This is a genomic window from Phormidesmis sp. 146-20 (assembly GCF_052939475.1).
On sequence record NZ_JBJPHT010000009.1, the window covers coordinates 128,826 to 153,904 of the forward strand.

Annotated in this window: 19 protein-coding genes; 8 read left to right on the top strand and 11 right to left on the bottom strand. The window is 48.8% G+C overall.

Translation table 11 applies throughout. From position 1 onward, the window contains the following. Positions 1-123: 123 nt before the first annotated feature. Positions 124-267, top strand: a complete 144-nt coding sequence (locus ACKFKH_RS10440) for a hypothetical protein (protein WP_446858219.1) — start codon at positions 124-126, stop codon at positions 265-267. A gap of 270 nt (positions 268-537) precedes the next feature. Here the strand turns inward: ACKFKH_RS10440 and ACKFKH_RS10445 are convergent, their stop codons facing one another. From ACKFKH_RS10445 to psaA, 5 genes are all read right to left on the bottom strand, one after another. Further along, entirely contained in the window at positions 538-801 is a 264-nt protein-coding gene (locus ACKFKH_RS10445; RefSeq protein ID WP_446858220.1) for a hypothetical protein, read from the bottom strand. Positions 802-955: 154 nt separating this feature from the next. Beyond that, positions 956-2,401 carry a hypothetical protein gene (locus tag ACKFKH_RS10450; RefSeq protein ID WP_446858221.1) on the bottom strand — a complete coding sequence of 482 codons (1,446 nt, stop codon included), beginning with the start codon at positions 2,399-2,401 and terminating at the stop codon, positions 956-958. Positions 2,402-2,477: 76 nt separating this feature from the next. Beyond that, positions 2,478-2,837, bottom strand: coding sequence for a hypothetical protein (locus ACKFKH_RS10455; RefSeq protein WP_446858222.1), 360 nt, complete (start codon positions 2,835-2,837; stop codon positions 2,478-2,480). 245 nt (positions 2,838-3,082) lie between these two features. Then, positions 3,083-5,311, bottom strand: a complete 2,229-nt coding sequence (gene psaB, locus ACKFKH_RS10460) for a photosystem I core protein PsaB (protein ID WP_446858223.1) — start codon at positions 5,309-5,311, stop codon at positions 3,083-3,085. A gap of 23 nt (positions 5,312-5,334) precedes the next feature. Further along, a complete protein-coding gene (gene psaA, locus ACKFKH_RS10465; protein ID WP_446858224.1) occupies positions 5,335-7,590 on the bottom strand; it encodes a photosystem I core protein PsaA in 2,256 nt (751 codons plus the stop codon). A gap of 692 nt (positions 7,591-8,282) precedes the next feature. On the opposite strand from psaA, the gene ACKFKH_RS10470 reads away from it, so the two are divergent. From ACKFKH_RS10470 to ACKFKH_RS10480, 3 genes are all read left to right on the top strand, one after another. Beyond that, on the top strand, positions 8,283-10,517 hold the full coding sequence (locus tag ACKFKH_RS10470) for a hypothetical protein (protein ID WP_446858225.1): 2,235 nt from the start codon (positions 8,283-8,285) through the stop codon (positions 10,515-10,517). Positions 10,518-10,613: 96 nt separating this feature from the next. Continuing rightward, the gene (locus tag ACKFKH_RS10475; protein WP_446858226.1) at positions 10,614-12,170 is read left to right on the top strand and encodes a thioredoxin-like domain-containing protein; all 1,557 of its coding nucleotides are present in this window, start codon (positions 10,614-10,616) and stop codon (positions 12,168-12,170) included. Between the two features lie 57 nt (positions 12,171-12,227). Beyond that, positions 12,228-14,009 (top strand): serine/threonine protein kinase, encoded by a 1,782-nt coding sequence (locus ACKFKH_RS10480; protein WP_446858227.1) that lies wholly within the window; start codon positions 12,228-12,230, stop codon positions 14,007-14,009. Between the two features lie 89 nt (positions 14,010-14,098). Here the strand turns inward: ACKFKH_RS10480 and ACKFKH_RS10485 are convergent, their stop codons facing one another. The 5 genes from ACKFKH_RS10485 to ACKFKH_RS10505 form a co-directional block, all read right to left on the bottom strand. Then, on the bottom strand, positions 14,099-15,049 hold the full coding sequence (locus ACKFKH_RS10485; protein WP_446858228.1) for a GDP-L-fucose synthase family protein: 951 nt from the start codon (positions 15,047-15,049) through the stop codon (positions 14,099-14,101). Between the two features lie 25 nt (positions 15,050-15,074). Then, the gene (gene gmd, locus ACKFKH_RS10490; RefSeq protein ID WP_446858229.1) at positions 15,075-16,148 is read right to left on the bottom strand and encodes a GDP-mannose 4,6-dehydratase; all 1,074 of its coding nucleotides are present in this window, start codon (positions 16,146-16,148) and stop codon (positions 15,075-15,077) included. A gap of 523 nt (positions 16,149-16,671) precedes the next feature. Further along, complete coding sequence (locus ACKFKH_RS10495; RefSeq protein WP_446858230.1) at positions 16,672-17,376, bottom strand: sugar transferase; 705 nt, start codon at positions 17,374-17,376, stop codon at positions 16,672-16,674. A gap of 121 nt (positions 17,377-17,497) precedes the next feature. After that, positions 17,498-18,643, bottom strand: a complete 1,146-nt coding sequence (locus tag ACKFKH_RS10500; protein ID WP_446858231.1) for a glycosyltransferase — start codon at positions 18,641-18,643, stop codon at positions 17,498-17,500. 445 nt (positions 18,644-19,088) lie between these two features. Next, positions 19,089-20,813 carry an Rqc2 family fibronectin-binding protein gene (locus ACKFKH_RS10505; RefSeq protein WP_446858232.1) on the bottom strand — a complete coding sequence of 575 codons (1,725 nt, stop codon included), beginning with the start codon at positions 20,811-20,813 and terminating at the stop codon, positions 19,089-19,091. Between the two features lie 331 nt (positions 20,814-21,144). Between ACKFKH_RS10505 and remA the strand changes: the two genes are divergently transcribed. Both remA and gmk read left to right on the top strand, forming a co-directional pair. Beyond that, positions 21,145-21,405, top strand: a complete 261-nt coding sequence (gene remA / locus ACKFKH_RS10510; RefSeq protein ID WP_446858233.1) for an extracellular matrix/biofilm regulator RemA — start codon at positions 21,145-21,147, stop codon at positions 21,403-21,405. 122 nt (positions 21,406-21,527) lie between these two features. Next, positions 21,528-22,097 carry a guanylate kinase gene (gene gmk / locus ACKFKH_RS10515; RefSeq protein WP_446858234.1) on the top strand — a complete coding sequence of 190 codons (570 nt, stop codon included), beginning with the start codon at positions 21,528-21,530 and terminating at the stop codon, positions 22,095-22,097. 163 nt (positions 22,098-22,260) lie between these two features. On the opposite strand, the gene ACKFKH_RS10520 is transcribed toward gmk, so the two are convergent. Then, positions 22,261-22,785 (bottom strand): photosystem I reaction center subunit XI, encoded by a 525-nt coding sequence (locus ACKFKH_RS10520; protein WP_446858235.1) that lies wholly within the window; start codon positions 22,783-22,785, stop codon positions 22,261-22,263. A 360-nt stretch (positions 22,786-23,145) separates the two neighbouring features. On the opposite strand from ACKFKH_RS10520, the gene ACKFKH_RS10525 reads away from it, so the two are divergent. Together ACKFKH_RS10525 and ACKFKH_RS10530 are read left to right on the top strand one after the other, a co-directional pair. Beyond that, on the top strand, positions 23,146-23,442 hold the full coding sequence (locus ACKFKH_RS10525; RefSeq protein WP_446858236.1) for a hypothetical protein: 297 nt from the start codon (positions 23,146-23,148) through the stop codon (positions 23,440-23,442). A 119-nt stretch (positions 23,443-23,561) separates the two neighbouring features. Beyond that, a complete protein-coding gene (locus tag ACKFKH_RS10530; RefSeq protein ID WP_446858237.1) occupies positions 23,562-25,073 on the top strand; it encodes a M16 family metallopeptidase in 1,512 nt (503 codons plus the stop codon). Positions 25,074-25,079: the final 6 nt, after the last annotated feature.

Below are 25,079 nucleotides of genomic sequence, written 5' to 3' on the forward strand. Positions count from 1 at the left end.
CAATATCAGGATTGTGATAAGCCACACTTTAGAGATTCTGGTTTGTTAAATAACTTATCGTTATGCTTTGCGTCGGTAATTATCTTTTTGCAATACGTTTTGTAATGAGATATTGAGTAAAAGTTGGGAGACGGAAATTGGAGGAGCGATCGACGGTTTGAAATTCTCTTGGCCGACCTGAGACAGCTAAAGATTGATAGCGATCGCCGTTTTGATGAGATGCAGCGCCGTCTTGATCGAAAGCGCGATCAACAAGACGAAGGCTAGTTAGAGACGACCACTAAGAGTCAGTTTGTCTATGTTGTGATTGAGAGATCTGGAAATGCAGGGGCTTTTCAAGAGTTCAAATCTCCAACTGTGATATCGATATCTTTTGAGATTGCTCCTCCAGTTATGTTGCTACCTTTCATCTCAAGATGAATCCAATCTACTAAGGATTGCTCCTCATGTAGAAACTGAAGGGCGGGTGTGACTGGAAAACAAAACAAGCCATCGGGTTTCACAACACAAGGCTCCCAAAACGGATAAACATTTCTCCTAATCTATAAACATCTTTAAGCTTCCTCCAGTTGTTTCAGCTATCAAGTGTGTAATGAAAGCAACTGTTGGTGCAAATAGCTCTTGAATAGTGCTTCCGTTGGATAGTCGTTCTCTCAAACTTGACTCCACAACAAAAAGATTATTCTCAACGTCTTCTGAGCAAGCATCAAAGCCCAGTAAAGTATTAAATTGCTCCTTCAGGAACGGCATTTCAGAAATGAAGTTTTGTTCTTGAGGCAAAAGATCATGCATTGTATTCATACTTCGACATACGAACTATTCGCTTGGTAAGGCAGCTTAAAGTGAATTGTGAACGGTCAAACTCAGAAATGTTCCGGTTGAGCGACTGCCCATAGGCTCTGCCATTAACTTTGCAAGTTCTCTCCAACCGAGTTGTTGAGCTGCTGGATGCTCACTATTCTGCCCGCTTTCTTCGTGGTCTTCGATAGTATGCATTAACCCAAGTACCATTTTGCTTAAAATGACCGTTTACATATTCATAATCACTTTGATTAGAAATTTGTCCCCACTTTTGTACTGATATTTTCCGTTGAGTTGCAGTTGGTCTAATGGAAGCTTGTGATGTCTTCTGCGTAGGAGGCTGCGGCTTAGATTGATTAGTTTCGGTCAAATCTTCTAGTTTTTTCTTCAAATCAGCTATTTCATGTTGATTCTGCCGATAGTTTTGATATAGCAACTGGTACTGTTGTTGCAACTCTAATCTTTGAAGATCTGACTGGGATTTTTCGCTTTCTAAATTTGCAACCTCAGATTCTTTTCTCCGAGCATGGTCGGTTGTAGTTTGAATCCTACTCTGGAGATCTTTTTTCTCTTGGTTTAATTGAGATAGCTGACTCTGTAGACGATTGATTTGAGCTTGTTTTCTCTGGGCAACTTCTGCTGAACCCTGAATATCTCTTTGCAGTTCAGATATTAAATTCTGTAGATTGTTTATCTGAGCCTCTTTCCGACGGGATAATTCTGTTAGCTCATGGTTATTGTTCCGTAAAGTAGTTATATCAGCATCACGGTTAGATATAGCTCTATGTAAATCAGAAATATTACGAGTAAGGCTAGAAATCTCCTGTACTCGTCTGTTGACTTCGATCTCACTCTCCTGTTTAGCCTTGAGTAACATATTGAATTGATTAGATAAAAGGTTGATTCGAGAGCGCAACTCAGTGACGAGTGATTGATAATTACTATCAGTTTCAGAACCAGTAGAGCCTAGAATTAAACGTGATGATATAGCTCTCATTAATTCATCGAGCTTATAAGCAAGACGAAGACGATATGGACTTATTTGGTTAGAATTCCGTGCTATTTCAACAGCCAATTCATTAATTACTTCTGAAAGAATGACTTGAGAGGGGCGTCTGCTACTCGCGAAGAGAACTAAATTAACTACAATCTTTTCAAGTTGTTCATAGTCTTTCTCAGCTTGACTCGCCAAGAGTTCGCGAGCAGAATCCTGGATTTCTGCTAAAACACGATAACTTCTAGGTCTTCGCGGCTCAAGTTCTTGCAAGATTTCGCTTCTTTTATGCTCCAACGCCTCAAGAGTTTTAGCGATCTTTTCATGATTTGCAGAAGGATTTTCACTAAGACGTTCCAGAATACCTTTATACAACCATGCTTGGGATTCTAGATTATTCAGCTTTTGAACTTGCTGTGTATTATTGGGCTGAGGAACTATATCTGTTCTTTGTAGTTGTTGTTGTAAGCTGTTTATTTTTGCTGAGACGGTGCCTGTGAAACACGCAAGAAATAGCTCCAACGCTTGACCAAAAGGAAATGAATAGTCAGCTAACCAACCAAATAAAGCCCAGAAGAACACCGCACACAGCAGAAATCCAACCACCTTAATGTAATTAAGGAGCTTCTTAAATGGACTTCTATTAGGCTCTAAATCAGAATTTTTGAGGTCAAAAAATTGGCTAACGAAAAAATTGCTGCCCTATCTGCTGCCCCACAACTGTTCCTGAGTTCTCATCAACCTTGATGTTGACACCTGAATCAGTGTTTTGAGAAACATGGGAAGAATTTTGAATTTGTTGATAATGAGTTACTAGTTTTTTGAGATCTTCTTGAAACTTACTATCCCATTCAGCTTCGCTTAAAATTGCAGCTTCTAAGAGTTTTGATTCAGACTTTTCGATTTGGAGTTTGCCTTGAAATCTATTTGTCAAGAAACCTAAAACATCCGCCCCAGCCTTTTCCAAAGCGCCACCTGAAACTTTATCGATCGCATGAAGCGCAATATTCACTGCTTGTAAAGCTAGTACAGATAATTCCATGTCGGTAGTGATCCCGTTGATTCTGAATCTTTGCCAATTTATAGCACATCCACCCACAGATAACCTTCACAGGCTCCTCCACTCCTCGACAATCTACAACAACAGCCTCCACCACGATTATGAAGCAGATCAACAAGTAGACGAGCAACCTGGGAGCCGTTTTATAAAGTGAAAGAATTGCTGTAATAAAAAATCCCCCACCGATCGGCAGGGGACTCTTTTATTTACCTACAGGGTTATTGGCGTTAACCAAACTTACCTGCTGTAGACGCAATCACAAAGGCAGCGTAGGTCAACACATATCCCACTGTGAAGTGAGCTAGACCGACTAAGCGACCTTGGACGATCGACATTGCTACAGGCTTGTCCTTCCAGCGAATCAGGTTCGCAAGCGGAGTCCGCTCGTGTGCCCAAACCAGGGTTTCGATCAGTTCTTGCCAGTAGCCTCTCCACGAGATCAAGAACATGAAGCCCGTCGCCCAGACAAGGTGCCCAAAGAGGAACATCCACGCCCAAACCGCCAGGTTATTCATGCCGTAGGGGTTGTACCCGTTGATCAACGGCGCAGAGTATTGCCACAGGTAGTCACGGAGCCAGCCCATCAGATAAGTCGAGCTTTCGTTAAACTGAGCCACATTCCCCGACCAAATCGAGAGATGCTTCCAGTGCCAGTAGAACGTCACCCAGCCGATGGTATTCAGCATCCAGAACATGGCGAGGTAGAACGCATCCCAGGCTGAGATGTCGCAAGTACCGCCACGACCCGGCCCATCACAAGGGAAGCTGTAGCCAAAGTCTTTCTTGTCAGGCATCAGCTTAGAACCTCGCGCATCCAACGCACCTTTGACCAAAATCAGGGTGGTGGTGTGCAAGCCAAGCGCGATCGCATGGTGAACCAGGAAATCGCCAGGGCCAATGGTCAAGAACAGAGAGTTGGTGCCGCTATTAATCGCATCCAACCAGCCAGGGAGCCACACGTTTCCGTAGTTGGGCCAGGCGGTCGAAGCAATACTGTTGGGGTCAGACAGCAAGGTCTGCATTCCGTACAGTGCTTTACCAGAGGACGCTTGAACGAACTGTGCAAACACAGGCTCAATCAAGATTTGCTTTTCAGGCGTTCCAAAGGCAACCACCACGTCGTTGTGAACGTACAAGCCGAGGGTATGGAAGCCGAGGAACAGAGACACCCAGCTCAGGTGAGAGATGATAGCCTCTTTGTGCTGGAGAACGCGATCGAGCACATTGCCTTTATTCAGGTCAGGATCGTAGTCCCGAACCCAGAAGATAGCGCCGTGAGCAAACGCCCCCACCATCAAGAATCCAGCAATGTACTGGTGATGGGTATACAACGCAGCCTGTGTTGTGAAGTCCTTCGCCATGAAAGCGTAGGGAGGCAGCGCATACATGTGTTGAGCAACGAGCGAGGTGATGACTCCGAGAGCCGCCAGCGCCAGTGCCAGTTGAAAGTGGAGGGAGTTGTTAACAACGTCATACAACCCCTGGTGAGGCAGGTTAAACTGACCCTCCGATCGTCCACCGACCAGACCCTTCTTACTGTCCAGCATGTCTTTGATGCTGTGACCGATGCCGAAGTTTGTCCGATACATGTGACCCGCAATGATGAACAGGACGGCGATCGCCAGGTGGTGATGCGCCATATCCGTCAACCAAAGCGACTCGGTTTGAGGATGGAAGCCACCCAAAAAGGTGAGAATTGCAGTTCCTGAGCCTTCGCCCGTCCCAAAGATGTGGTTCGCCGTATCAGGATTTTCTGCATACACGCCCCAGTTGCCCGTAAAGAAGGGCCCTAGCCCTGCGGGGTGCGGCATCGTCGAAAGGAAGTTTTCCCAGCCGACGTGCTGACCGCGAGATTCGGGGATGGCAACGTGGATCAAGTGACCCGCCCAGGCGAGAGAACTCACACCAAACAACCCAGACAAGTGGTGGTTGAGGCGAGACTCTGCATTTTTGAACCAGGCCAGACTCGGACGGAATTTGGGCTGAAGGTGGAGCCAGCCAGCGAATAGCATGACGGCCGCCAAAACCAGCAGGAAGATCGACCCTTGATAAAGGTCTGCATTCGTCCGCATCCCGATCGTGTAAAACCAGTGGTACAGACCAGAGTAAGAGATGTCAACCGGGTAGTTTGCGCCGCCCTGAGAGAACGCATCTACCGCAGGTTTACCGAACTGAGGGTCCCAAATCGCATGAGCGATCGGGCGGACATTTAGAGGATCTTTGATCCATTGTTCAAAGTTGCCTTGCCAAGCGATGTGGAATTCGCTGCCTGATGCCCAAAGAAAGATGATTGCCAGGTGACCAAAGTGGGTCGCAAAAAGCTTTTGGTAAAGCTTCTCTTCCGTCATTCCGTCGTGGCTTTCAAAGTCGTGAGCCGTAGCGATTCCGTACCAAATCCGACGGGTTGTGGGATCTTGGGCAAGGTCTTGGCTAAATTTTGGAAATTTAGTTGCCATAAGTGCGTTTTATTCCTCCTGGCTTATCCAAGTGACAGTGCCCGCGCTAGGAAGAATGCCCATGTGGTGACAATTCCGCCTAGGAGGTAGTGAGCAACACCTACAGCCCGACCTTGAATGATGCTCAAGGCGCGAGGTTGAATCGCAGGTGCAACTTTTAGCTTATTGTGTGCCCAAACAATCGACTCGATCAGTTCTTGCCAGTAGCCGCGACCGCTAAACAAGAACATCAAGCTAAATGCCCAGACAAAGTGAGCGCCCAAGAACAGCAAGCCGTAAGCTGACAAAGCTGAACCGTAAGAGCTAATCACCTGAGAGGCCTGTGCCCAGAGGAAGTCACGCAACCAGCCGTTAATCGTGATTGCACTTTGAGCAAAGTTGCCGCCTGTGATGTGGTCAACGGTGCCGTCAGGATTGACTGTGCCCCAAACATCCGACTGCATTTTCCAACTGAAGTGGAAGATGGCAACGGAGATGGAGTTGTACATCCAAAACAGACCGAGGAAGACGTGATCCCAACCAGAAACCTGGCAGGTGCCGCCACGACCGGGGCCGTCGCAAGGGAAGCGGAAGCCCAAGTTTGCTTTGTCAGGAATCAGACGTGAGCTACGGGCAAACAGAACGCCTTTCAAAAGAATCAGCACCGTGACGTGAATCGTAAAGGCGTGGATGTGGTGAACCATAAAGTCTGCCGTCCCCAGGACGATCGGCATCATGGCAACCTTGCCGCCGACTGCGATCGTACCGCCGCCAAACGCATAACTCGCAGGAGCCAAAGCATTGGGAGCCGTTGCGCCTGGTGCCAGCGTGTGGAGATTTTGAATCCACTGCGCGAACACAGGCTGAAGTTGAATTGCCGTATCCGAGAACATATCTTGAGGACGACCCAAAGCGCGCATCGTGTCGTTATGAACGTACAGACCGAAGCTGTGGAAGCCCAAGAAGATACAAACCCAGTTGAGGTGAGAAATGATAGCGTCGCGGTGACGGATGACCCGATCGAGCAGATTGTTTTGATTCACAACCGGATCGTAGTCGCGCACCATGAAGATGGCACCGTGAGCCGCTCCACCGACGATAAAGAAGCCACCCAACCACATGTGGTGAGTAAACAGCGACAACTGTGTACCGTAGTCAGTCGCCAGATACGGATAGGGAGGCATCGCGTACATGTGTTGCGCCACGATGATGCTCAGGGAGCCAACCATTGCCAGGTTAATGGCGAGTTGAGCGTGCCAGGAAGTAGTCAGCACTTCATAGAGACCCTTGTGACCTTCGCCGGTGAAGGGGCCTTTGTGTGCTTCCAAAATTTCCTTGATGCTGTGACCGATGCCCCAGTTGGTGCGGTACATGTGACCCGCGATGATAAACAGGACGGCGATCGCCAAGTGGTGATGTGCCGTGTCTGTCAACCAAAGCCCGCCTGTGACAGGGTTTAAGCCACCTTTAAAGGTGAGGAAGTCAGCGTATTCGCCCCAATTTAATGTCCAAAAAGGAGTCAGCCCTTTGGCAAAGCTGGGGTAGATGTCTGCCATCAGTTGCGAATTCAAAATGAACTCGTGAGGCAGAGGAATCTTGTCTGCGGGAACGCCGCGATCCAAAAGCTCGTTGATGGGAAGAGCGACGTGGATTTGGTGTCCAGCCCAACCGAGGGAACCCAGTCCAAACAAGCCAGACAGGTGATGGTTGAGCATCGACTCCACGTTCTGGAACCATTCCAGTTTGGGAGCGCGTTTGTGGTAGTGAAACCACCCGGCAAACAACATCAGACCAGCCATGACCAGACCGCCGATCGCGGTGACATAAAGCTGGAATTCGTTGGTGATGCCTGCTGCTCGCCACAGTTGGAAGAACCCAGAGGTAATCTGAATCCCGTGGAAGCCGCCGCCGACATCAGCATTGAGGATTTCTTGACCGAAGATCGGCCACACCACTTGAGCACTGGGCTTTACGTGGAGGGGATCAGCAAGCCAAGCAGAATAGTTTGAAAAGCGAGCGCCATGAAAGTACATGCCACTCAGCCAGATGAACACAACTGCCAAATGGCCAAAGTGGGCGCTAAAGATTTTACGAGAAACGTCTTCTAAGTCGCTGGTATGGCTATCGAAATCATGGGCGTTGGCGTGAAGGTTCCAAATCCAGGTGGTGGTTTTTGGGCCTTTAGATAGGGTGCGATCGAAGTGACCCGGTTGTGCCCACTTCTCAAAGGAAGTAGGAGTCGGATCTTTATCGACAACAACCCTGACCTTTGCCTCGCGCTCCGGTGGGCTAATTGTCATTGAGACTCTCCTCTCTCTAGACAAGGAACGAGCAAGTTCCGAACTTCAGGCTGGTCTTTGATCCCAGACGGTTCGGTTTTGCTGCACTGAATGGCTATCTTCATTCGTATAAAAGCGTGTGCTTTGTAACTTGCGTGCAGTCTTAACGGTTGATCTGAGAACAAAGTGTCTTTTCACAACTAGGTCAGAATCCTGCAATCGTCATGAAAGTAGCCTTTGTGGGTTCTCATTGCGTCATTATAGGTGGATGATGAAGACGTTTTCAGAGACAGTTAACAATAATTCAAACTCTGTGAAAGAGGGATAGTGATTGGGTTCCAACTTTTAGCAAGTCATCAAAAGTCAAGGGTTTGTCGATTAACTTTACATCTCTCAAACATCGAAAAAGTAAATCAAAACCATTGAGCGTAAACGATATTTTATTCATCTAGTTATTAACAATTTGTTGTAGAAGCAAGACGCAGCAAGTGATCTGTGCTTTGTAAGACTAAATTTGTCGTCGCGAATTCAATTTCCTCCATTACCGTTCTCTAAAGACAGCTTGTTTTGGCAGGTTTTTAGAGCGCAGTTCGCCCTTCATACATATATCTACACAGTTTTACAAATCGTCAGGTTGAGAAATATTCAATCGATCGCCCCACAAACCCCTAAGCTGGTAGCTGAAGACTGGTTCGTATGTAGGAGTATGCTCGGTGTTTGGGATCAACCGCTGGTGGACTGTTGCTAAGACGTTACTGATATCTGGACTGCTGCTGTTAAATCTGTGGGGATGCAGCGAAAAGGTTGTATCCGTTGAGCCGCCTGCTCCGGGTGCTGCCCCTGTCAAGTTGGCTGGCAAGATTTCAGAAGTTTCGCCGCCAGAGGTGATTCAAGAATTGCGGCAGGTTTTAGAGAAGTATCAGCCGCAGGTGACGATCGTCTCTCCTCGTGCGGGCGAAGTGTTGCAGGACGATGCCGTAGAGGTGCGGCTTCAAGTCAAGGATCTGCCCCTATATAAGGATGAGAGTTTGGGACTGGGATCTCATCTGCATGTCTTTCTAGATAATCAGCCTTATCGGGCAGTTTACGACACGAGTCAGCCCATTACATTCACAGATGTGGCCCCTGGGACTCATACGATTCGAGTATTGGCGGGTCGTCCCTGGCATGAGAGCTTTAAGAATGATGGCGCGTATGCCCAGACGATGTTTCACGTTTTCACCAAAACTTCTGACAATAATCCTGATCCCAATTTGCCGCTGTTGACTTATAGCCGTCCACAGGGGACATATGGCGCAGAACCAATTTTGCTAGATTTCTATTTGACCAATGCTCCTCTGCACCTTGTCGCCGAAGAAGATGAGCAAGATGATGTGGTGGACTGGCGCATTAAGGTGACGGTGAATGGGGAGAGTTTTGTGGTCGATCGCTGGCAGCCGCTCTATCTCAAAGGCTTTAAGCCAGGTAAAAATTGGGTGCAGTTGCAGTACATCGACGAGAAGGGCAATTCGATTCAGAATGTCTACAACAGCACGGCACGAGTCTTCACCTATGAACCGAACGGCAAAGATACGTTGTCTAAGTTAGTTCGTGGTGAAATTTCTGCGGCAGATGCTCGTGGCATCGTTGACCAAAACGACAAGCCTGGAGTACCTTCACCAGCACCGACTCCTTCTCCAGAGCCGATCCCCGTTGTTCCGTCCCCTGTTCCGTCAGTGGAAGTCACCCCGGAGCCGACCCCGACAGAAAAGCTGATCGAGGATGAAACCAAAGAAGACGAGACGAAGCCTGCGATCTCTCCGAGTGACCCGCAAGGGGGCGAGCCTGAGTCACCAGCGCCGAAAGGCTTCTTCAATCGCTTCCGCCGTCCTGAGAATCTGGAACCTTCTCCCGAACCAACGCCAAGTGTGACTCCTGAACCCATTCCTACTGTGGAGCCAACGCCCAAAGCAGCACCACCGACTGAAAGCCCCATTCCCGAACTCCCGGTTCCATCGGCTAAAGAGGCTCCTCAAGGCGGATTCTTCGATCGCTTTCGCCGCCCTCGATCGCCCAAGCCCTTTCCCATTCCTACGCCAGACCCGACTCCGAGTGTGTCTCCCATTCCTGAGATAGAGGAAGCTCCACCAGAGTCAGTAGAGAAGCCCATTCCCGAACTTCCGATTCCCCCGGTCAAAGAAGCCCCTCAAAGCGGATTCTTCGATCGCTTCCGTCGCCCCGAACGGGTAAAACCACTCCCACAGGTGACACCCACTCCCACAGTGGAGCCAACGCCTGAAGAGACGGTCTCTCCGAGTTATCCGCAAGGGGTCGAGCCAGCCCAAGAACCAACTTCAGACCCTTCGAGTCCAACGGTCAAAGAAGCCCCCAGAGAAAGTTTTCTCGATCGCTTCCGCCGTCCTGAAACAGTAAAACCGTCTCCAACTATCACACCAGATCCGACTCCCTCTGTAGAACCTGTTCCTGAAGAAGCAGTCGAGCCAACGGATTCAGAGGAGCCAATTCCCGAACTTCCGATTTCACCCGTCAAAGAGACCCCTCAGAAAGGATTCTTCGATCGCCTCCGTCGCCCCGAAATGCCCCAACCTTCTCCCAGCACTGCGCCTGAGCCGCTTGTAGAAGACCCGATCGAAGCAGTCGAAAAAGCTGAACCAGAAGAAGCTCCCTCGCTTCCTGAAACTCAGTCACCTGAAACTCCCGAAGTGCCTGCAACCAAGCCGAGAAGCGAATTAGAGAAGCGATTGGGAATGCCGCTTAATCCGCCAATTGCCTCACCTCCTCTTAAAGTCAAACCCACTGAACCAGGACAGCCAGCCGCTAAAGTCGCCGAACCGTCAAATCAAACGAATCGTCCTGTTGAACCCGCCCCGCCCGAAACTCCGATCGAACTCCCCAAAACACTAGAAGCCCCCTCTGACGAACCCATCCCCATCCCAGCCATTCAGTAAAAGTCAGCAACAAACAAGTTAGTAGAATCAGAGGCGCGATCGAATCGGGCCTCTTTTTTTCGCTAGGGTGAGGGCATCAAGCTTTGCAAATTTTTTATGCCTCGCGTCCGTGCCCCCCAACTGCCTCAAGACTCCGTTTGGCTAAATACCGATCGTCCCCTCTCGCTCAAAAATCTCAAAGGGCGGGTTGTTTTGCTCGACTTCTGGACTTATGGCTGCATCAACTGTCTACATGTTCTGCCCGATCTGAAATATTTGGAAGAGAAATATCAGAATTGCTTGACGACGATCGCCATTCACTCTGCCAAGTTTGATCACGAGCAAGAAACTGAGAACATTCGTCAGGCAATTTTGCGCTATGACATTGAGCATCCAGTGTTGATCGATCGCAATTTTCGAGTCTGGCAAGACTATACAGTTCGAGCCTATCCAACCTTTGTGGTGATCGATCCCCAGGGGTATGTTGTCGCTACGGTGTCGGGAGAAGGCAAGCGAGAATTTTTAGACGAACTGATCGGCAAGCTGATTGAGAAAGCACAAGGAACGATCTCTTCGAGTTACCCGCAAGGGGTCGCTTCGAGTTACCCGCAAGGGGTCGCCCCTCAAGAAATCACCTTCACCCTCGAAAAACAGCAGAATTCTCTGATTACACCCTTAGCCTTTCCAGGAAAAGTCTTGGCAGACGAGGCAAGCAATCGCCTTTTTGTCGCCGATACCGGATATCACCGGATTGTGGTGAGTACCTTGAAGGGTGAAGTTCTCCAGATTATTGGAACAGGCAAACCAGGGTTTACAGACGGGCAGTTTACGGACGCGCAATTTTCTGCGCCGCAGGGCATGACGATCGATGCCATCCATCAGATTCTCTATGTCGCTGATACTGGAAATCACACCATCCGACGAGTGGATTTAGAGCGGGGAAAGGTGGAGACGATCGCAGGCACCGGACAACAAAGCCGAAATCTACGTCCCCACAGCGGTAAAGCGTTAGAAATTGCCCTCAATTCTCCCTGGGATCTGGAACTGAGCGAAAATCAACTTTTCATCGCAATGGCAGGTTCGCATCAAATCTGGCGGCTACTAGAAACCGGAATTCTCACAACCTACGCAGGCAGCGGAGCAGAAGGCTGGGCAGACGGACACACCACCCACGCCGCATTTGCCCAACCCAGCGGACTCACTACCAATGGAGAAACCCTTTTTGTTGCAGATAGTGAAATCAGTTCAATTCGGGCGATCGATCTGCGATCGTCCCAAGTGACAACCCTTTGCGGCAGTGGCGATCTGTATGGCTTTGGCGATGTAGACGGCACAGATGACGCGGCTCGACTCCAACACCCTTTAGGCATCACCTTTGCAAACGGTTCTGTGTGGATTGCAGACACTTACAATCACAAAATTAAATCTGTGAATCCTGAAAGTCGCCTCTGCCATACCGTTTTGGGAGACGGCACCCCTGGACATCAAGACGGTAAATATCCCCAATTTTTTGAACCTTCGGGACTCAGCGCTACTCAAACTCATCTCTATATTGCTGACACTAACAATCATGCAATTCGACAAGTTGATTTGCAAACATTGGAAGTGAGAGCGATCGCTTTCCCAAGTCTCTGTGCGCCCGATGTCTGCTTCCCCAAATCAAGAAGATTCTAGCTAGACTGAATTGGAAATTTCAGCGATCGCCCGCTCAACATCAGCAGGAGCAGATTTATGATAGGTCAAGTCATCGGAGACGATCGCTACGAAATTCGGCAGCAGCTTGGCAAAAAAATAGGGCGACAAACGCTATTAGCCTGGGATCGACACCTTCAAGAACAAGTCGTCCTCAAACTGCTCACCTTTGGTCAAGAATTTGATTGGAGTGACCTGAAACTGTTTGAGCGCGAGGCAGAAACGCTACGATCGCTCAGTCATCCTTGCATTCCTCAATACCGAGATTTTTTCGAGTTCACTCAACCCAACGGTCAGGGGTTTGCGCTGGTGCAAAGTTACGTCGAAGGGCGATCGCTCGAATCGCACCTCAAAGCTGGACGCACTTTTGCCGAGTCAGACGTAAAAGAGCTTGCCCAGGCACTTCTCAACATACTGATCTATTTGCACGATCGCCATCCTCCCCTGATTCACCGCGACATCAAGCCGAGCAATATTCTATTGGGCAATCGTTCTGGTAACTCGATCGGTCAGGTGTACCTCGTCGATTTTGGCTCAGTGCAAACCTTGCTGGCCAAAGAAAGCGGCACGATCACCGTCGTCGGCACTTATGGCTACATGCCGCCAGAGCAGTTTGGGGGACGAGCCTGTCCTGCTTCAGACTTGTACAGCTTAGGCGCAACGCTGATCTATCTACTGACGGGGCAACACCCTGCCAACCTTCCACAAAAACAGCTACGCCTTCAGTTTGCATCGCTGGTCAATCTCAGCCCAGAGTTAACAAACTGGCTCACCCAACTCGTAGAACCCGACTTAGACGTGCGGCTATTCTCCGCCCAAAAAGCGCTGCACTGGTTGAATGAACCACCAAAAATTCAGTCTTGCGCGATCGCGCCTTCTCTGAAAGGGCGAGTTGAATTGTCTGCCACTCGCGATCTTTTGATCATCCAATTTCCCAAGGCGAGAACCGAGAAAGTTAATTTCAAAGCTCCCGATCGAGAAAACTTTCTCACCCAAGGAACCACCGGGTTTGTGGGTTGCTTGATGATGGGACTGTTCTTTGGGTGGGGCGCCTCTTTGTACTACCTTCTCGTATTTGCTTGTTTCATCGCAGTAATGCGAGTGATTCCAAAACCTTTGCCAAAATCTTCTTCCTTTGTTGATCGCTACACCCTCGGCATTGATGCCCAATGCATCGCACTTTCTGTTGTCTTAGAACACAAACTTCTAACGCTGCTTTCTAACACGAGAGAATCGATTACCGAGCTAGAGTATCAGGCAGCAACCTACGACACAGATTGCGTCGTGAGAATCTGGGCAGGCAAGCAGGTTTATGAATTGGGCGGCGATCGATCGCTCTCTGCAACAGAGCTGAGATGGTTGGCAAACGAACTCAGTGATTGGCTAAGACTGCCGATTCGCCAAACCAGACTGTATGACGCGCCTCCCTCCGAGCGATTGACTGACGAGGCAATTTCCGTAACTCATTCGCAGACTCAAAAACCCGACCAAAGCAATGTGATTTTGCTCAAACGCCCCGATTGGATTGATATTTTGATCCCATTTGAAGATGACAGTCAAGACACCTACACTCGCCTGTTTATCGACAATCAGCAGATTCGTATGGCAGTCTCGACTCAAGCAGATCCTCCACCCAGTCTCAGACTTGCCATCACAGAGCTGGAACTCTACCAGGGAGATCCCAGCGCGATTAGAGTTTGGGCTGGCAAACGAAAATATCAGCTAGGCGGCGATGGATCGCTCTCTGCGGCAGAGTTGACCTGGTTAGCGCGGGAGTTGAGTGACTGGCTCAAACTACCGATCGCTGAGACATTCCCCTAATGATTGCAGGCTGACCATTAAAAAAGACACCCAAAAAAAGACACCCAAAGCTGAGTGTCCCTAAAAGTCGATGAATTTTGAGCGATCGACTACTGCGCGTTTTGACGATACCAGGCGATTGTATTTCTCAAGCCTTCCTCAAATCCGACCTGAGCGGTGAAACCAAAAGCGGCTTTTGCCCGTTCGGTATCTAGACAGCGACGCGGTTGACCATTGGGCTTATCCGTTTGCCAAACAATCTCACCCTTAAACTCCATCAACTGACAAATCAAGGTAATCAGATCGCGAATCGAAATCTCATACCCCGTTCCCAAGTTGACAGGTTCAGGATCGCTGTATGCCTGAGTGGCCATCACAATTCCTCTCGCCGCATCCACCGAGTAGAGAAACTCACGAGTCGGACTACCATCGCCCCACACAGGTAACTGTTCGTCACCTCGAATCTGCGCCTCATGCACCTTGCGAATCAACGCCGGAATCACATGCGAACTGCGCGGATCAAAGTTGTCTTCGGGGCCGTACAGATTCACAGGCAGAAGGTAAATGCCATCAAATCCATATTGCTGACGATAGGCTTGAAGCTGCACCAGCAGAGCTTTTTTAGCAACCCCATAAGGGGCGTTGGTCTCTTCGGGGTAGCCGTTCCAGATGTCGTCTTCCTTAAACGGAACAGGTGTGAACTTGGGATAGGCGCAGATCGTACCCACGCAGACAAACTTCTCAACCCCTGCCTGATACGCCGAGTGAATCAACTGAGTGCCCATCATCAAGTTGTCATAAAACAACTCCGCAGGCTTTTCCTGGTTGAGACCGATACCGCCGACGTGAGCCGCTAAGTGAACAACCACATCTTGCTGATCGACTGCCCGTTGACAGTTTTCGAGCTGCTTGAGGTCACAGTCTTGCGATCGCGGCACCGTAATTTTCTCTAAGTCAGCCCCCGCGTCACAGAGTTGGCTGATCACTTGACGACCCAAAAAGCCAGCGCCGCCCGTTACCAAAATCCGCTTATTTTTGAGATCTAACGTTGTTGAAGTCATGCTCTTCTCCAGGGCAAGTGCGATCCTAAAACGATGTGCTACCGACAAGATTTTGGCGAATGGTGGCGTGATCTTGAGCAAATTTGCTGTCGGGGGAGCCTAAGCCCAATGCGCCTAAGTCAGCCTCAACCATCAGGTGAACCAACTCTTCAAAGGTGACAGAGGGTTCCCAATCGAGCTTTTGCTTTGCTTTTGCCGGGTCGCCAATCAACAGATCCACCTCAGTCGGACGGAGATAGCGATCGTCAAACTCAACGTAGTCTTGCCAATCCAGATTCACATAGCCAAAAGCCAGATCCAGAAATTCTTTGACCGAGTGCGTCTCACCCGTAGCGACCACATAGTCGTCGGGCTGTTCTTGTTGCAGCATCAGCCACATCGCCCGCACATAATCTTTGGCATAGCCCCAGTCGCGTTTGGCATCCAGGTTGCCCATAAAGAGCTTTTTCTGTTTGCCAGCGACAATCCGAGCAACAGCGCGGGTGATTTTGCGAGTCACGAAGGTTTCGCCGCGACGGGGAGATTCATGGTTAAACAAGATCCCATTACAGGCAAACAGGCTATAGGATTCGCGGTAGTTGACCGTCTGCCAGTGACCGTACATCTTGGCACAGGCGTAAGGGCTGCGAGGATAAAACGGCGTGTCTTCATTTTGAGGGACGGCCTGAACTTTGCCATACATCTCAGAAGAGCCTGCTTGATAAAAGCGAACTTCGATTCCGGTGCGCTGTTGATAGTCACGAATGGCTTCTAGAATTCTCAGAACGCCCATTCCGACGACATCGGCGGTGTATTCTGGCGAGTCAAAACTAACGCGGACGTGAGATTGAGCGCCCAGGTTGTAGATTTCGACAGGCTGAACTTCTTCTAAAATGCGGCGCAGCGTGGTGCCATCTGCCAGATCGCCATAGTGCAAAAACAGTCTTGCATCTTCGACGTGGGGATCTTCGTAAATGTGATCGATGCGATCGGTGTTAAAGGTCGAAGTCCGACGAATAATGCCATGAACTTCGTAGCCCTTTTCGAGAAGCAATTCGCTCAAATAGGAGCCGTCTTGACCTGTGATACCCGTTAAAAGTGCCCGCTTACGCTGCGTCATTCTTGATTTTCCTCGCCTGCAACTACTGGTTAGAAAGGAGCCGCCATGCACGATCGCTGACTCGCTTCCGATTACTGTAACGTCAATCTATCTTGAATTTTCTACGTCTAGTTATCCCTCGGACAGTCGCACAAATAACATCCAGGCTACCGTAAAGCGGTTGTTTGGGTGATGAAGGTTCGATAGAATCTAGAACAAGATTTGTTGAAGGATTCATCACTCGCCGTACTGTGCTGGACTGCTCAAGGTCGCGTTTCGATCTTTGATGAAGACTAGAAACCAAGCGGTAGAAACGCAAATTTGATAGAGCCGTGCTGCTAGTAAATACACGCAAGGGGGGTTTAGTCCGGATCGGCAGTCAGGCTTGATGGTTTCCACATAAAAAATCGACTCCCTGAAGCTTTTGTAAAGCTTTGAGCAGAAAGTCGATCGATTTGATTGATTTTGAAAATTCAGTTAAGAAGTTTTCTACAGACCCCGATATTTCATAAGGCCAAAGCTGACGTAGGGTGCGCTTTGCAATCTAATACGCGCCGTTGTTTTTTGGGAAGAGGACAACCCCGATCGTTCTCACAATCAGCCGTAGATCTAGCCAAAAATTTCTAGCGTTGACGTAGTAGAGATCCATTCTGACCCGTTGAGGATAGGGGATGTCGTTACGCCCGGAGACTTGCCACAATCCTGTGATGCCAGGGCGAGTGGTGAGAATGCGATCGATATGTTGTCCATATTTGGGCAATTCTTCTACCACAAGGGGACGCGGCCCGACCACACTCATATCGCCCTTCAGCACGTTCCAAAATTGAGGAAACTCGTCGAGGCTCGTAACTCTGAGAATCTGACCAATCCAGGTGATGCGCGGGTCGTACTTGAGTTTGAAATTGTCTTCAAATTCCTGGCGCATCTGGGGAGAGGTTTCCATGATCTCCACCAGTGCTTCGTCGGCGTTGGCAACCATCGTTCTAAATTTGATGCAGCCAAATCGTTTGTAGCTTTTCCCGACGCGCTCTTGCACGTAGAAAATGGGCCCCTCCGAACTGAGCGCAATCAGCATCGAGAGAAGCAGATAAACCGGAGAAAACAAAATTAAAACTGCAAGCGAGAATGCAATATCAAACATTCTTTTAGCGCGTTTCCCATGCAGGGTTTTGAGAATAAGCGGTCTTATCTCACGCTTGAGAAATGTCCGAATAGATTTACCGGAGATGAGTCGGCTTTCGGCAGTCATCTTACTCCTTAACAATTCCACACCACACAGTCAAATCATAAAGCCATAGACCCCATCTGAGGAAATTTGCTCCCAGGTAAATGAGTAATTTCGACTAATTTGACTAATTTGTTCAGAAATGTCAGGAGTTTTTGGCTTGAAAGTCTTGATAAGCGGTTTCTAAAAATGACAAATACTGTTGTTGGAAGCGATCGGCTCGAAAATAAAGAGCGTGCGACCGGGCGACGGCTGGCTCCAAAATAGAATAGTGTGTTTCAAAAATTTGCACCGCTTCGATCACCGCTTGTTCAGTTTGCTCAGGAAATAAAACGCCCGTTCCCTGGCTGCCGTGTTGCCGCACATCTCGCACCGTTTCCAAAGTGCCGCCTGCCCCAAACGCGATCACAGGAGTTCCGCAGGCTTGAGCTTCGACGGGAGCGATACCAAAATCTTCGTAAGCCGCGTAGACAAAGGCTTTGGCTTGAGAAAGATACTCGCTCACGACATCATCGGGTTGCCATCCTAAAATCTGAACATTGGGCTGGGCGATGCGTTGCAGGTGTTTGAGTTCTGCACCGCTGCCAATCACAACTAAAGGCAATCCCAATTGATTAAACGCCTGAACGATCAGTGAGATTTTTTTGTAGCTAACGAGTCGAGAAACGGTGACATAAAAATCTTGTTTGGCAGAGTTAAACGGAAAGCGATCGATATTCACAGGGGGATAAATCACTTTGGACGATCGTCGATAGTAGCGCCAGATGCGTCGAGCCGTGGTTTTAGAGTTGGCAATGAAATGATCAACTCGATTGGCAGAAATCACATCCCATTGGCGCAGTCGATGTAACAAATATCGAGTTGGAATGCCTGCCAAACCCCGCCCTAATCTACTGCCGTCTAGATAGTCAAATGTCAGATCCCAGGCATAGCGCATTGGGGCGTGACAATAGCAAATGTGCATCTGATGCGGAGCCGTGAGAACGCCTTTGGCCACTGCATGAGACGACGAGAGAATCACATCATAGTGACGCAGATCAAGCTGCTCGATCGCCAACGGCAAAAACGGCAAATATTTCTGAACACCCCTTTGAGCAAACGGAAAATGCTGTAAAAAAGTCGTGCCAATCTTGCGCTGATAAAGATAGCTTTTGGGATTCACCGATTCAAAATCAATCAGTGCGTACAAATCAGCATCCACATGTTTGAGAATTTCCTGCACAACAAGTTCTGAGCCACCTGTTGCTTTGGGCGTTAACCATTCGTGAACGAGTGCGTAGTTAGGATTCACCGAAAGGATTTACCGAGACTTGGGGGCATTAATGGCTTTGCATCATATCGCGAAACGCTTTCGATCGCTCACCTTGGATGTTAGAGAAAGCAGACTGTTTTTTGTGATACGGCAGTGTTCAAAATTTACTGGTAAAAACTAGTAATTGCCAACCCTTTGTGAAGGTTCGTCTTAGTGACGTTTGGCGAAAAAAATAGCCAGCTTTGTCAAGAAGCCGGCCCAAATCAACCTGTTGTCGTTTTCGTATCTTTTTACATTGGAGAAGACCCATCCACGTGTTCCCATACTTGCGGCGGGTTCTTTCTAGGTCATTAAGCCCTATTCGCTCAACATTGTAACAACATACACAAACTTTTTGTCACGAATATTCACAGTTTGGTGACATAGCTCTTTCTAATGGTAGAGGACGCGATCGAAAAGCCTGACTGATTGCCGGGTCTAATCGCTACTTTTCGCTGACTCGTTGAGGCTGTCCCCAGAGGATGCGCTCTTGCTTGTAGATAACCGTTCCAGGTTTTGCGCCTTTAGGTTTATAGACGTGCTTGGGTTCGGTGTAGACGACGGGGACTTGCTCACTTTGTCGAGCGCGGCTGTAGTAGGCCGTCAAGTCAGCCGCAAATTGCAGATCAGATTCGTCAGGCGCGGCTCCAGGTTCCAGTCGTAAAAGGACATGACTGCCAGGAATTTCTTGAGTGTGAAACCAGAGATCGTATTCATTTGCCGATCGCGTCAATCGATCGTTTTGTCGATTGTTCCTTCCCACCAATAATTCAAAGCCGCTGGGCGTTTTGTACTGATAAGGACGACTTGCCGCATCTTCTTTAGCTGGTTCTTTTTGGTAGTCAGACGCTTCTATATAGTTTTGCTGAATCAGTTCTTCGCGCACCTCTTCCAGCGCTTCTAAATCTTCGGGCGCTTGATAGTCTGTAAATTGAGTCAGCGTGGCTTCGACCTGTTCGAGGTAGTCGATTTCTTCTTGAACGGCTTGAAGTAACGGCTCGATCGCCCCACGAGTTCGTTTTAATTTTTGGTGACGTTTGTAGAGTGCCTGAGCATTTTGCACCGCGTTTTTTTCGGGATCAAGGGGAATCTTGATCGGCTGCTCGGTTTCAAAGTCTAGAAGCTCGATCGCTTTTAGTCCCGGTTCCCACAAATGCAGGTGCGCCATCAACAAATCGGCCTGCTGCTTTGATTGATCAGCCTGATCAGCGCTCGCCAACCGACCTTTAAAAGAATCTGCTTTGACTCGTAGCTTGCCCAACAGCGTATTGAGCTTCTGCTGAATTTGATGACGAAGTTGCCCAAAAACCTGCTGGTTGAGTTGGTTGGTGTAGTAGCGATCGAGCAGCGTTTGTACCGAACTCACTGGCTCAGTCATCGCCCAACCCATTACGGTGTAGCCTGTCGCCGTCCAACCCGGTTGAAACTCGCCATTCTCTAGCGTCTTTAGCCAGGTCTGCCAGCGGTCAAACAAGCGCTCCCAATCTGCATTGGTCAAATTTTCGGTCGATTCGTCTGGGTCAAGCTTTGCCGCTTGCAGCATTGAGAGCAACAGGGCAGAACTGAGACCCCGATAGTTTTTGAGCAGATTACGACGAATGGCACCGGGCACCAGCGCAACGCGCGATCGCCAGCTTTCCAAACTTTCGCTCAAAGTGGGACTCGGATCTCTGAGCGCAGGCGGCAACTCATAAGGCTGACCCGTCTGGATCGGGCGAACGCTAGATTGATTAGAACTCACCTGATGAGCCGCTGTCACAATCTGATTGTCCTGATTTGCCAAAATCACATTGCTGTATTTGCCCATAATCTCGACATACAAATGCCACAAAACCGGATCACCCGGACGTTTGGCAAATTGCAGATCGATCGCACGCTCCCACGCAGCCACAGGGACGATCGCCACCAGGGCCAGATTTCCCACCTGATGACGCAACTGTTGACTAAAGGTAAAGGTATCTGGAGTCCGAGGCGGCGGACTGCCCACCCCAATTCGAGCCGCTTGCGGATGCCAGGAAATCGTTAGCCAACCTCGCCGATCTAATGTGCGGAGCGCCAGAGATACCGTAAAGCGATCGTGCTGATAGACTTGCTCCAATCGAGCAGGCAGCCAATCAGTCCGAATTTCGCAGCAGGTCGCGGTCAATGTCGTTAGGTCAACAGGTTGCAAAATAGTTCTTTAGAAACGATGAACAATCAAGGATGAACAGTCTTCAGGTTTGACAGTTCAATTCTGCAACCATTGTTTTTAATTCATCTGTTACGAATTCATCCCTCTCTTGAGTCTATCGTGTGGCGTAAAAATAAGGAATTCAGGACTGGCTAGACTGTGAATAGAAGTGAATAGAAAAGGTTTTGAGTTTAATGTCTTGAATTTGCTGTCTTAAGTCCGGTATCCAAAAGCTATGTATTAAGTTTGCGTGTTTACCTTGTAGTGAGATTTTTTTGCAGATACGATGAGGGGTGAGTTCCCTAGCTTGGCTCGATCGGACAAACCGCCCATGACCGATATCAAGTTGATCAACATTGGGTTTGGCAATATTGTGTCCGCCAATCGAGTTGTGGCGATCGTCAGTCCTGAATCTGCGCCTATTAAACGACTCATCACTGACGCAAGAGACGAAAAAAGGCTCGTAGATGCCACCTATGGACGACGCACTAGAGCCGTGATTATTACAGACTCAGGACATATTATTCTCTCAGCCATTCAGCCCGAAACGGTGGCCAATCGATTTGTTTTTACCAGAGAGACAGAAGAGTAGCGTTTTGACTTCTTCCAAGTTTTGGATTAAGAACTCAGAACTCCAAACTCATAAAGGTTACACGCTATACTCACATAATCACAAAACCGGGAACTTTAGCGCTAACGCATTCGAGGCAGACTATGGGCAAGGGTAGACTCATTGTTTTGACGGGGCCAAGCGGTGTAGGAAAAGGCACCTTACTGCGATCGCTGCTTCGTCGTCATCCAGAAATTTATGTATCTGTCTCAGTCACAACTCGCGCTCCCCGTCCTGGAGAAATTGACGGACGGGACTATTACTTTGTGACGCGGCTCCAATTTGAGCGGATGGTCGCGCAGGGCGAACTACTGGAATGGGCAGAATTTGCAGGCAACTGCTATGGCACTCCTCGTCAGGCAGTCCAAGAAAAGATTCAATCAGGACAGTGGGTAATTTTAGAGATTGAACTGGACGGAGCGAGGCAGATTCGCAAAACCTTCCCCAGTGCGCTGCGAATGTTTATTTTGCCCCCTTCGATGAGTGAGCTAGAAACTCGCATTCGTGGACGGGGACAAGATTCTGACAGTGCGATCGAGCGGCGTTTGGCAAGAGCCAGAGAAGAAGTGAATGCGGCTCATGAGTTTAACATTCAAATCGTCAATGATGACCTCGAAGAAGCCTTGAGCAAGATTGAAACAGCCCTCTTTGAGCCTGCTCCCGCAGTCTGTTAACTGACTTCACTGATCAATTGTTGTCCAAACTGCTCAAACAATCGGTCAACTAGATTACGCTTCAAACTAAATCAGGCAGATCCAGTCTTATCGATTGCATCCGCCTGATTTTTTAATGTGAATTCAATCTTGTTTAGTCTAAGAAAGTAGCAATGACGATCGCCTACAGCCCTGCCGCAAAGTTCTTAAACAAAGCAATATTATTCAGCAAAAAGTAAGCAAGGGCTGCTCCTCCAATTCCCCCAATCAAAAAACCACTGGCGTACTCATTCCAACCGTGTTCTGATTGGAATGTATCGGGTGGATTGGGCGTTGTAATGGTAACCGTCGGCCCAGGAGGATTGCTGCTGGCATAGAGAGAAAGGGTGAGTGTGGAGATGATTAGCAGCCCGATCGTAGACAGCAACCCAGCCAGATTAGCAATATCAGTGTCGCGCAACGGCCCCAACTTGGCAAATGGGCCAAAAATCCAGTAGCCGTGAGCCATTCCCACTTCTAGCCCTCGACGCAGCGGTGACAATCCAGCCCGATAAGCTGGGAGTGCATTGATATAAGCCCGGACGATCGGAGACGAATTGATCGGAGTCGCCAAGTTACCGTCCTGAATGTCGTAGCCCGGAAAAACCACTTCACGATTTCGAGGATCACCAGGATTATTGTTGGCTTCTGGATGTTTAAGGACTTGCATAGAAATTCCTCAGTGTCAAATTAACGGAATGGAGTGATTTTACGAAGTTGCGATCGTTCCTTCATCACTCTGAAGACACAAGCCATTTAACTAAGTTTGAAACGCAAATTCTGCCCGTAAGTAGATCTGCCTAAATCTCTCCAATAGGTCAGCAACTGGTAAAGCGGATTACAAAAAAAATCTTTGGGTGAATGTCATACTGCTGTGAGAAAGTTCACCAAGTTTCTTTATAAAGATTTAAGATTTCTGAACAATTGGTCGGAACTACCCTGATCACTTCTATCTTGGAAGAAGTTTGGAGGAAGACTCGGAAAGCGTTTTTCCAGTTTACCTGTCCTGTATGACTGCTCAGAGTGTGCCATGTATATGAGCCTTGCATCCAGCTATTTGCGTTCTCTCGCGTTGACAAGCGTCTTCAGCTTTATTGCCCCTTTGGTGTTGGTTGGAAGCGCGATCGCCGGGCTAGGGCTATTGGGGCTGTTTCCCTGGCTGGATGGCTTTTCTCGAATGGGGCTTGAGCAGGTCAAAATCTTTCTTCAAACCTTTGGTAATGGTAACGCGCTAGAAGGCTCACTGGTGATTGGGTGCGCCTGTGCTCTGGTCGGTGCCCTGTTTGACACCTATATTTTCTACCGTCAGCGCAGCTTTCGTCAGTAAGAAACTCGTTAAAAATTCCCCAAAAATTGCCATTACTCACTATCTTTAAAGAGTTTGATCCCGTTGCTCTTCATCGTGAGTGAGATCCATTGCTGCAAAGTCAAGTTTTCAGATGTTTTGTGATTCGTTTGGTAATTTTTCTGGCGATCGTTCTGACGTGGGAAGGGTTGCCTCAAGCCGCTTATGCTCGTACCGAAGTTCCGCCGACTCAATCCATTCAGCCCTATGTGGATCGAGTGATTGATCAGGTCACTGAGTTTAAGCTCGACAACGGCATGAAGTTTATTGTTCTGGAACGGCACCAGGCTCCCGTTGTTTCGTTTCTCACCTATGCAGATGTGGGCGGCGCAGACGAGCCGGACGGAAAAACAGGAGTGGCTCACTTTTTAGAACACTTGGCCTTTAAGGGAACGACGCGAATTGGAACGACGAATGCTCAAGCAGAAAAGCCCTTGCTCGATCGCTTAGATCAGCTTTCTGAACAAATCCAAACCGCAAAAGGCGCAGAAGCGACTAAATTGCAGCAGGAGTTCGATCGCACCGAAGCCGAAGCCGCCAAGCTGGTTGAGCAAAACGAACTGGGACGCATCGTTGAGCAAGCAGGCGGCGTGGGGTTGAATGCTAATACGTCGAGCGATGCCACTCGCTATTTTTATAGCTTCCCAGCAAACAAATTGGAACTGTGGATGTCGTTGGAGTCAGAGCGCTTTTTGGAGCCAGTGTTTCGCGAGTTTTACAAAGAAAAAGCTGTCATTCTCGAAGAGCGCCGACTGCGGACGGATAACTCCCCGATCGGGCAAATGATCGAAGCTTTTTTAGACAAAGCGTTTCAGGTTCATCCCTACAAGCGTCCGGTGATTGGCTACGACCAGGATATTCGCAATCTGACGCGCAAAGATGTGCAGGAATTTTTTGAGACTCACTATGCGCCCAATAATCTGACGATCGCCCTGGTGGGAGATGTCGATCCCAAAGAAGTGAAGCGCTTGTCCCAGATTTATTTTGGTCGGTTCAAATCAAGACCTGCTCCTCCAGATGTGACGGCTGTGGAGCCACCTCAAACTCAGACTAGAGAAGTCACCCTGCGTCTCAACTCACAACCCTGGTATCTCGAAGGCTATCACCGTCCCGCATTGAACCATCCCGATAGTATTATTTACGAAGCGATCGCCAGTCTTCTCAGCGATGGGCGCACGTCTCGTTTATACAAATCTCTAGTCGAAGAGAAGCGAGTCGCGTTGGCCGCTCAGGGACTCAATGGATTTCCCGGCGACAAACATCCCAACTTAATGTTGTTCTACGCGCTGACGGCTCCCGGAAAATCAGTGGAAGATGCGGCAAAAGCGCTGCGATCGGAAACAGAACGCCTGAAAACGGAGTTGGTTTCTGCTCAAGAATTAGACCGGGTAAAAACTCAAGCGAAAGCGGGATTGCTGCGATCGCTCGACTCAAATAGCGGCATGGCTGAATCGTTGTTGGAGTATGAAGTCAAAACCGGAAGCTGGCGCAATTTATTCAAAGAGTTGGAAGCGATCGCCAAAATTACTCCCAATGATGTCCAACGCGTCGCTAAAGCAACCTTTACGGCTGAGAATCGAACGATCGGACGCATTCTGCCTCTAGAACGTTAAGCTCAA

Bases quoted from the DNA above. Each gene is read 5' to 3' on its own strand.
- ACKFKH_RS10445 (WP_446858220.1), bottom strand. From the start codon at position 801: ATGAATACAATGCATGATCTTTTGCCTCAAGAACAAAACTTCATTTCT.
- ACKFKH_RS10455 (WP_446858222.1), bottom strand. From the start codon at position 2,837: ATGGAATTATCTGTACTAGCTTTACAAGCAGTGAATATTGCGCTTCAT.
- psaB (WP_446858223.1), bottom strand. From the start codon at position 5,311: ATGGCAACTAAATTTCCAAAATTTAGCCAAGACCTTGCCCAAGATCCC.
- psaA (WP_446858224.1), bottom strand. From the start codon at position 7,590: ATGACAATTAGCCCACCGGAGCGCGAGGCAAAGGTCAGGGTTGTTGTC.
- ACKFKH_RS10475 (WP_446858226.1), top strand. From the start codon at position 10,614: ATGCCTCGCGTCCGTGCCCCCCAACTGCCTCAAGACTCCGTTTGGCTA.
- ACKFKH_RS10480 (WP_446858227.1), top strand. From the start codon at position 12,228: ATGATAGGTCAAGTCATCGGAGACGATCGCTACGAAATTCGGCAGCAG.
- ACKFKH_RS10485 (WP_446858228.1), bottom strand. From the start codon at position 15,049: ATGACTTCAACAACGTTAGATCTCAAAAATAAGCGGATTTTGGTAACG.
- gmd (WP_446858229.1), bottom strand. From the start codon at position 16,148: ATGACGCAGCGTAAGCGGGCACTTTTAACGGGTATCACAGGTCAAGAC.
- ACKFKH_RS10495 (WP_446858230.1), bottom strand. From the start codon at position 17,376: ATGACTGCCGAAAGCCGACTCATCTCCGGTAAATCTATTCGGACATTT.
- remA (WP_446858233.1), top strand. From the start codon at position 21,145: ATGACCGATATCAAGTTGATCAACATTGGGTTTGGCAATATTGTGTCC.
- gmk (WP_446858234.1), top strand. From the start codon at position 21,528: ATGGGCAAGGGTAGACTCATTGTTTTGACGGGGCCAAGCGGTGTAGGA.
- ACKFKH_RS10520 (WP_446858235.1), bottom strand. From the start codon at position 22,785: ATGCAAGTCCTTAAACATCCAGAAGCCAACAATAATCCTGGTGATCCT.
- ACKFKH_RS10525 (WP_446858236.1), top strand. From the start codon at position 23,146: ATGTATATGAGCCTTGCATCCAGCTATTTGCGTTCTCTCGCGTTGACA.